10 protein-coding genes and 1 pseudogene are annotated in these 8,443 nt (G+C 60.7%); 5 read left to right on the top strand and 6 right to left on the bottom strand.

The window, feature by feature from the left end; genetic code table 11:
• Positions 1-227 precede the first annotated feature (227 nt).
• From AOZ13_RS15795 to AOZ13_RS12425, 5 genes and pseudogenes are all read right to left on the bottom strand, one after another.
• Positions 228-596 (bottom strand): annotated as a pseudogene (locus tag AOZ13_RS15795) (hypothetical protein).
• Positions 597-744: 148 nt separating this feature from the next.
• Positions 745-1,980: an RNA-guided endonuclease InsQ/TnpB family protein gene (locus AOZ13_RS12440; RefSeq protein ID WP_020221577.1), complete on the bottom strand. Its 1,236-nt coding sequence runs from the start codon at positions 1,978-1,980 to the stop codon at positions 745-747.
• Positions 1,977-2,366: an IS200/IS605 family transposase gene (tnpA, locus tag AOZ13_RS12435; RefSeq protein WP_020221578.1), complete on the bottom strand. Its 390-nt coding sequence runs from the start codon at positions 2,364-2,366 to the stop codon at positions 1,977-1,979. Before tnpA ends, AOZ13_RS12440 begins: the two co-directional genes overlap by 4 nt.
• A gap of 191 nt (positions 2,367-2,557) precedes the next feature.
• Complete coding sequence (locus tag AOZ13_RS12430) at positions 2,558-2,881, bottom strand: hypothetical protein (protein ID WP_020221579.1); 324 nt, start codon at positions 2,879-2,881, stop codon at positions 2,558-2,560.
• Positions 2,878-3,228, bottom strand: a complete 351-nt coding sequence (locus AOZ13_RS12425) for a hypothetical protein (RefSeq protein WP_020221580.1) — start codon at positions 3,226-3,228, stop codon at positions 2,878-2,880. Before AOZ13_RS12425 ends, AOZ13_RS12430 begins: the two co-directional genes overlap by 4 nt.
• Before the next feature lie 226 nt (positions 3,229-3,454).
• Here AOZ13_RS12425 and AOZ13_RS12420 point away from each other — a divergent pair, with 226 nt between their 5' ends.
• Genes AOZ13_RS12420 through AOZ13_RS12400 form a run of 5 tightly spaced genes read left to right on the top strand, consistent with a single transcriptional unit; the run spans position 3,455 to position 6,797 of the window.
• Complete coding sequence (locus AOZ13_RS12420; RefSeq protein ID WP_020221581.1) at positions 3,455-3,697, top strand: hypothetical protein; 243 nt, start codon at positions 3,455-3,457, stop codon at positions 3,695-3,697.
• 18 nt (positions 3,698-3,715) lie between these two features.
• The gene (locus AOZ13_RS12415) at positions 3,716-4,795 is read left to right on the top strand and encodes an RNA ligase family protein (protein WP_020221582.1); all 1,080 of its coding nucleotides are present in this window, start codon (positions 3,716-3,718) and stop codon (positions 4,793-4,795) included.
• Positions 4,792-5,628: a hypothetical protein gene (locus AOZ13_RS12410; protein ID WP_234402878.1), complete on the top strand. Its 837-nt coding sequence runs from the start codon at positions 4,792-4,794 to the stop codon at positions 5,626-5,628. The genes AOZ13_RS12415 and AOZ13_RS12410 overlap by 4 nt, the downstream gene beginning before the upstream one ends.
• Before the next feature lie 33 nt (positions 5,629-5,661).
• Entirely contained in the window at positions 5,662-6,327 is a 666-nt protein-coding gene (locus tag AOZ13_RS12405; RefSeq protein ID WP_020221585.1) for a DUF7342 family protein, read from the top strand.
• Between the two features lie 5 nt (positions 6,328-6,332).
• Positions 6,333-6,797 (top strand): hypothetical protein, encoded by a 465-nt coding sequence (locus AOZ13_RS12400; RefSeq protein WP_044957509.1) that lies wholly within the window; start codon positions 6,333-6,335, stop codon positions 6,795-6,797.
• Between the two features lie 3 nt (positions 6,798-6,800).
• On the opposite strand, the gene AOZ13_RS12395 is transcribed toward AOZ13_RS12400, so the two are convergent.
• Complete coding sequence (locus AOZ13_RS12395; protein WP_049934115.1) at positions 6,801-8,207, bottom strand: ATP-binding protein; 1,407 nt, start codon at positions 8,205-8,207, stop codon at positions 6,801-6,803.
• Positions 8,208-8,443 lie beyond the last annotated feature (236 nt).

Below are 8,443 nucleotides of genomic sequence, written 5' to 3'. Positions count from 1 at the left end.
ACGCTTTGTGAGGTACTGATGATGTGTACATTGTACATCCACCCACTTAGCGATTGTCGTGTGTACAATGTGAGCCAATCTGGCTTCTACCTGTTCGTCACCTTCTCTTGAACGAGCTATGCTTTACTGATTCGGACGGCCGGTCCGACCGTTGCGTCTGCACGGGACACGGCGAGACCTGGCAAGGGAGTTCGTGTCAGCCACGACTGTTCGCAGTCGTTGGCTGCTCACCGGTCGTCGTCGGCTGCGATCTCGACCGTCGTCGCGTCGCCACCGTAGACGTCGACCTCGACGGGGGCAGCAAGATCGAGAGGTTTGTCCTCAAGGTCCACCTTGTGCCGGTGGAGCCGCTGGGCGGTCTCGGCGCCGACCAGTTGCTTGACCGTCTCAAACTCTAGGTGGTCGTCGTAGTACTTCGTCGCGACGAGCTCCTAGAATGTCTCTCTGTCGGCGATGTCTTCGACGTACTCGCGGATCGCCTCGACGAGGAGGTCCGTCCGGTCCCTGTCGAAGAGGTCGGCGATTGCGTTCAGTCGGTCGACGAGGTCCTCCGGGGACTGGAAGTGAACCCGCCGGGGATTGTCGCGCCCGCCCATTCTATGCGCAAAGTCTTCGCAGAGTCGTATATCGATTTCGGCGTCTGCACAGCGCTTATATATCACTGCCTACGGATTGACCTCCTCCCGCGCCTGAAGACGCGGGAATCCCGCCACGGGATTTCAGGCCGAGCGTGGCCTTATGGTTTCAAGACGCATACGTCCCAAGCGTCTCTTGCTTGGTAGCATCGGCTTGGGTGTCTTGTGGGGCGGTCAAACGCCCCCCATCCTCAGCCGAGTCATCGCCATCCGTGTGTTCTCTTGAATGGCTCTCTCCGCTGAGGTAGCGGTCTGCGATGTTTATCGCGCCGTTCACGTCTGCTTGGTACTCGCCCATCCAGCAAGCGTCGTTCGTACACTTGAACGCCGCCTGTCGCGGGCGGTATCCTACTTCACCGCAGGCGTGGCACTCCTTCGACGTGTTGCGTGGGTTCACCGTCTCGACGGGGATGCCCTTCTCGACGGCCTTGTAGCGTATTTGGGCGTGGAGTTTGGCGAATCCCCAGCCGTGGAGACGCCGATTCATGAAGTCGCCGTAGTCCATTGACTCCCGAATGTACGTTAGGTCTTCCAGAACAAGAACGGAGTTCTCGACGGATTCGGCGTACTCCACGACTTCGCGGGTGACGCGGTGGAACACGTCGTCTATCTGTCTCCACACGTCATCGCCAAAGGACTCCGCGATACGCTCGCTTCCGCGCGTCTGGAGTCGGCGCTTGGCGGTAAAGTAGGTCTTGCGGAGCCGACGAACGATCTTGCCTTCGTCGGCCCACAGTTCGGGCGCGGTTGGAGAACCGTGGTCGTTGCGGTGACACACCGTGGCGAGTGACGCTTCCCCGATGTCCACTCCGATGGGCGTCCGTTCTTCGGCGGACACATCGGAGCGTTCCTCCACGTCGCGGGTGGCGGTGACGTGGAGATACCACGTCCCGTCCCGCTCGAACAGCCGACTCTCACCCATCGTGGCGTCTCCCGCGTTCAACGCTTCCAGCCAACCCCGTTGGTCGGGATTCGGTTGTGCTGGCATCCAGAGGTGGTAGTCCTCGTGGTGCGGGATTTTGACGTACCACTCGATTGCGTTCTCGGGCTGGTGGTCGAGACGTAGCCCCTCGTTGGTGAAGCGCACAGGGTGGTTGTCGTGAAGTTCGCCCGCGTTGTATGTCGTCGTGAGTTGCGGGACGTACTTTTTGAGCGCGTTCTTCGCGTACCCGCTTAGGTCGTAGTTGATCACCACGTCGTTTGCTTCGGTCTGCGTGGTACATCGGGCGTCGAAGGCGTCTTGGAGAGCGTGCTGGTACGCTTCTCGCGTCTCTCGGATTTTCCTCCGCTTGTGGGCGTTCGGGTCCACAAGTTTGAGTTCCAGCGTCTTGGTGAGTTCGGTCAAGAATCGCCCCCCTTGTGTTGCTGGATGTAGCTCTCTACAGTCTCACTCGAAACGTGCCCGGCGGTCCCTGCGTAGTATCCTCGCGCCCATCCGATTTTCTCGCCTTCGTGGTCGGCGTATCGGTGATTGTACTTGCGCGAGGAGATACCCTTGAACCAGTTGGCCAGTAGCGCCGGTTCGTTCTTGGGCGGGCTACTGACGAACAGGTGAACGTGGTCGGGCTGTACGGTGAGGTCGAGTATTTCGACGCCTTTGTCGTCGGCTATTTCGTGGAGGATGGACTGGACACGGCTGGCAACCTCGTTGACGAGCACCGACTGGCGGTACTTCGGCAACCACACTATGTGGTAGTTGAGGTTGTACGTCGCGTGCCGTGTGGTCTTCATCCGTGTTGCACACTATGGTCAGTTAGCGTCTTCATACTACCGATAGAACGGTGGGAAATCCAGCCAGGGCGTCGTCGGTGGGTGTGTAGGCTATTGTCTGCTTGACCCCCGCCTGAAGACGGGGGTATGCGCTCGTATTTTTATCACCGTTAAGAGACACATCGGTGTGCACCGACCAGAGCACCACGCTTCTACGGCTCCTGACGTAGTTCGCGGAGTGTCGCGACGGCTGTCGTTCCGATTCGGACGCCGTCGACGTTCCGCACACCGAGGTCAACGGTTGCCGTGCGAAAGGGGTGAAACCCGATGAGGACGCGATGTGTGACCGTGCGAACGGTCTTTTCGTCGTAGCGCTCGAGGACGTCAGCCGTGATCTCGTCGAAATGGGCCTCCGGGTGATCAACACGAGGATCCTGCCCGCGCTCACGCAGCAGCGTCCACACTTCCTCGAACGACGGGTCGTCCGGATTCCCCGTCGCGTCTTCCACTGGGTAGGTGGCGTCAGTCTCGGTCATTCTCCATCCTCGGAACCGGTCGGTTCGATGTCCGCTGATCGTCGGTTGCGGACGTCACGGAGAATCTCTTTGACTACCTCGGTGTCGTCGATCTGTTCGAGTTCGTTGACGAGCTGGGTGAGCTGTTGCTGGTGAGTGATCGCTTCCGGGTCGCCGTGCTCCGTCTCGATCTCCGTCACGGTGAGATGCCGGTCCTCACTCCACCCACACGTCCAACACTGCCGGTGGAGAACAGCGCTTTCACCGTCCTCGAGATCAACGATCGCGTCGCCGAACTGTGTCGATGGCGGCCACCGTGGCCCGACTTCACGGGAGACGTACGACTCGCCGCAGTCCGGACACTCCATACGCTACAATTGAGCGGTATGCCCCTAAACCGTCCGGGTGGACTGCGTGTCACACGAGACGTCCCCGCCAGTGGGCGACAGAAAGCACTTATGGTGTCCTACAGTACCGAACGAGCATGCGTTCGTACCCGCTGGTCAGGAAGCCATGGATTCGGTGACGCGGTCCGCGCGACCACGCCCCATACTGGGGCCGTAGCGGGCTGCTCCATTGAATCCGTGTTTCACCATGGATGACGCTGAACTCCTCCGACGCGAGCTGCGTGCCGCACGTGACGAACTCGTCCGGAAACGCACTGACGAGACAGACGACCCGGTCGCGGCCGCGAGCCAACTCCCGCTCATGCCCGAGCGCGACGCCGAGTTCCTCCGACTCGCCCTCATGAGCGTGAACGACCTTGAGACGCACATCGACCGCCTCGAACGCGACCTCGCCGATCTCGAAAACGGCATCGACCACCCCGACGACTAACTAACTCACAATTCACGAATGAAGGTCTACCCGAAGATTCCGCGATACGACCATCCCGTCGTCCCAGACGACTTCTTCGACGCGGACGACCTCGTGGTCGTCGAGAAGTTCGACGGGAGCGCGTTCCGCTTCACGCTCTACGACGAGCGCTACGCGGACGCCTATCCCGAGACAGTCGCCGAGGCCGCGGATGGCGACGGAAGCCTCGTCTTCGGGACGCGCCGGTCGATCATGGGCTGTCACCGCGACTCACTCTCGGAGATCGACGGCGCACTCCACCGCGCGGTCCGCTGTCTGCGCGACGGCGTCGACACGGACACGCTGCGACGCGTGCACGACGAGTATGCGAGCCCTCTCGTCGTCTACGCGGAGAACCTCATCTACTCCACGCTCGACTACGGCTACACCGACCGCGACCTCCCGGCGCTCGTGGGCTTCGACGTCCTCCCCTACGACCGGATCGAGACGTACACTCCACCCGGGAATCCCTACGCGGAGACCTTCGCGGGCTTCCTCAACACACCCACGACCTGGCGGATCCTCGACCGAATCCGCCACGAAGACGCCGCCATCGAACACGCGTTCGTCCCCGCGACAATTCTCGACGACCACGGCTTGATCGACCCCGACACGTACGAGGTCCCACAGTCGTCGCTCGCGGACGACGTGCACGCGGAGGGAGTCGTCGTGCGCAGCGACACGCACGAGCGACGCGTGAAGATCGTCCGCGAGGCGTTCCACGAGCTGAACCGCGAACAGTTCGGCCAGAACCCCGAGGAGGCAGAGACGGGCGCGGAGTACCTCGTCGCGACCTACTGCACGCCCGCCCGCATCCGCAAGGAGGTCCGAACGGTGGTCGTCGAGGACGGCCGCGAGTTCGGCCGCCACCTCATAGATGACCTCTACCCGCGCGTCGTCGAGGACATCTGGGCCGAGAACTACCCCGAGATCATGCGACTCGACAGAGCGATCGTCCCCGGCGAAGTCTATCCGCTCGCCGCCAAGCGCTGTGCCGCCGAACTCCAGAAAATGGAGACGAACGCCGAACTGAACGATGCCGACCCGACGACGATCTGGCAGCACCTCACCAAGCGATGACCGAGTATCCACGTGAGGAACTTAGCGGGCGCGGTGGTGATCCCGAGGCGATCAGTGACCGCTATCGCGAGCAGCAACCGGACTCGATCTCCGTCTCGTGGTCGGACTTCGTCGAGACCGCCCGCAACGAAGACGATACGATCGAGTACATCGCCGCGATTCAGGACGCTCTCACGAGACTCGAGCGGCGCAAGCGCGAGCGGGACACCCTTACACCCGTCTCAGCGCTGTGGGAGACGGACGTCCAACAGCGACTGATCGCGTCGTACGCGTTCGCGATCCCGACACATGAGGCACTTGAGTATCTTCGTGAGCAAGCGCCGATCATCGAGCTCGGTGCGTGGAAGGGCTACTGGGCGTACGAACTCGACAAACGCGGCGTCGACGTCACCGCCTACGACGTTAGCCCTGTCCTCGATCCGTGGTTCTCGGTCGAGTCTGGTGACCAGGATGTCCTCCTTGGGTATAGCGAGGCGGAGACACTCGTGCTCTGCTGGCCGCCGGTCGGCTCCATGGCCTACGAAGCGCTCCTCCTCCACGACGGGGATGTCATCTATATCGCGAACGCCCTGGTGACGGATTCAAGGCGTTCGCCGATATGCGGTTTTTCGACGTTCTCGACGCGCGCTACGACCATATCGCACAGATCGATCTGCCGAGCCATCCCGGCGCAAAAGACAACCTCCACCACTACCGGCCACTGTACTAACCATGCGAGAATACCGGTCTCAGTGAACCGGGCAGCGGTGTACTCTCACCAGATGCAACGTGACGTAAGTCGTTCGGCTACTCAGCAAACGGCCCCAGACAAGATCATATATCTGCACCAATAACGTATATGTGTCTCGAATGCGTATGACGCTGTAATGACTGACGAACCAGAGCCACGGGGCGAATCGGGTGGGCCAGACGAGTACCCGACTGGTGACGAGGTTCCGGACGACGCCCTCTCACCAGAAGATATCACTCTGTTCGACACGGACACAAACGAGGTTGACGACGTCAACGACTTCGCGACTGCGGAGTGGACGGAGTCGACGACGGCGGATGAACGAGTGCGAATCGTCGTGAAGCGGACTGTGTCTCCGACACCAGTGCGTGAGATTGCCGAAACCGCTGCTGTTTCCGAGACGAAAGCGCGGAACACGCTCAAATCTCTCGTCGAGGAAGGCGTTGCCCGAGTTGAGCAGACTGACTCCGGGGCGGCGTACCAGCGCGACCCGGATCGCTACTTGATCGAGCAGATTCACGCGCTGTCGCTGACTGAGGGACTCGTGGACCGGATTCAGGCCGCGAAGGCCGAAGTGGCTGAGTACCGGGAGCAGTACGATACTGAGTCGCCGGAAGAACTGCTCGTCTCCGATCGGAGTCTGACTGACGAGGAGTTAACGGACGTGTCGCACTGGCGAACGACAGTCCGTGATTTGGAGTACCTCCGAGCAGCGTACCGGATTCGACAGGCAAAGGAGAACACTGCGTCGTCCGAGACACGCACGCGAGGCAGTGATTCGAGCCACGCGTCCGCCCAATAATGGTGATGGGGAACGGGTCCGCACTGGACCCAGACGCACTTCTGGCGAGCGTGAATACCGCTGCGGATCAACTCGGGGCCGGGTTCCTGCGAGCGCAGTACAAGAACACCCGACACGGCACATACGACGAGGAGCCGTTCAGACCGCGAGAGGCGCGAATTACGGTTCGCCCCGGGATTCACCAGCAAGCGGGATATTTCGACATCCAGTGGTGGGCGAACGGCGACTACAAGTACCACTATCGAGAGCAAGGGTTGGAATTCCGATTCGGCTGCGAGAACGCAAACGAGACCACAGCCGACCCAGTCTATCACTTCCATCCCCCGAACGATCTGCAGAGACACGAGCGGTCGTGTATCGCACCGGATCACCCGCCGGAACGGGTAACTCGTGCCGTCCTCGCGACGTGGTGGGCCGCAGTCAAAAACGGGGACGAAACCGTGCTGAACACGCAGGACGGTCTTCCGTGACACCTACGCATGGTTCTCTACGCTGGTGAGCGCGTCGACGACGTCCTCGATGGCGAAGAGCCGGAGGTCGTCGCGTTCTGCGGCCGCTTCCTCGACGGCGGTCGTGAACCCACTTCGCGAGAAGAGCGCGTACTTCTCCCGACGGCTGCCTCCTGAGTCAGGTGTCCAGCGGAGCTCTTCGGCATGACGTTCCAGCCCTGAGAGCGCGTCGTAGCTCAGCGGCGACTCCTGGAACTTACACTCCCCGATGAGGAGCGTGTCACCGGTCGTGAGCCCGACGACGTCGATCTCGTGCTCGCCATACCACCACTGGCCGGTCTGGCGGATCGTCATGTCTGGATAGAGCGTCCTGACTGCCGTATTGCAGAGGTCTTCGAACGGCTGGCTCGCGAAGTCCGCCAAGTCCGGCTCGATGAGCATCTCGAAGGCGTCTTCGCCGACCTCGTCATACTGTTCGTCTGTCCCGTACACGAACCGGAACCAGAAGCGGAAGAACGGATCTCGAATCCGATACCGGCTCCGCTTACTCCGCTCCTTGCGCTCGGTCACCGGAACGTGCTGATCGACGAGTCGGAGTCGACCGAGCCGATCGAGATACGTCGAGAGCTGGTTGTACTCGATCCCGGTCGTTCCCGCGACCTCGTTCCGGCTCGTCCGCCCGCCCGCGATCGCCTCGAGGATCGAGAAATACCGCGTCGGCTCCTGCAGTTCCATCCGCAAGACGTAGTCCGGCTCGTCGTGCAACGTCCCATGCCGAGAGAGAATCGTCTCCTGGACGTTCGCCCCAAGTGATGCGGTTGGATCAACCTCTTCAAGATAGTACGGCACCCCGCCGAAAACAGCCCACGTCCGCACTTGGTCGGTCGGTGTGAGCTGTCCCTCGAAGAACTGCATCGCGGCAGCAAACGGCAGCTGTCCAATATCCAGCTTAAGCGAGGCACGACCATAGAGCGGGCTGTTTCCGAGAAGGGCGGCTTCCTCCATCATGCTGATCGAGGACCCGACGAGGACGAACGTCGCCGCGGAGTCCGCAAGCTCGTGATCGAACATCGCCTGCAACACCGAGGGAAGACTCTCGTCCTGCTCGATGAGATACGGGAACTCGTCAAGGACGACGATTGCATCCTGATCGGCGAGATATCCGAGGACGGCCTCCCAGTCCTCTCGAATGCGCGTAATCCCCGGATGGGCGTCGGCGGCAGTGTCGATGAACTGCTGGAGCTGGAGTGCGCTCGTCTTCTGTTTCGCCTGATAGACGACCGCGTCGTCGTAGTCTCGGAGTGAGTGGCGGACGAGCTCGGTCTTCCCGAGACGACGCCGCCCAAAGATTACGGCGAGTTCAGCGTCCGGCGACTCGTAGAGAGCCCGCAGCCGCTCAAGCTCCTCGGTCCGATTCACGAAGCCAGTCATAGCTATCACTACACACCACGCACTCATAAATATGCCAGATTATGATACTCTCAAATATCATATTCTGAAATATGATCTTTGCCAGCCTGCTGTCGGTGAGTTATTAACCAACAACTGGAGCGAACACAGCATCTGTTGGTTAAGGAGTAGCTCCCAGTGTCCCAGACTGCACTTCCACAGCGATGATAGTATTCTGATAGGATCTGATTTCGCTCATCAACCATCCCATCCATCAG

Origin of the sequence: Halarchaeum acidiphilum MH1-52-1 (assembly GCF_000474235.1) — an archaeon.
Taxonomy (GTDB): Archaea; Halobacteriota; Halobacteria; order Halobacteriales; family Halobacteriaceae; genus Halarchaeum; species Halarchaeum acidiphilum.
The sequence above is the reverse complement of the archived record's forward strand: the minus strand, read 5'-3'. Positions and strand labels throughout refer to the sequence as shown.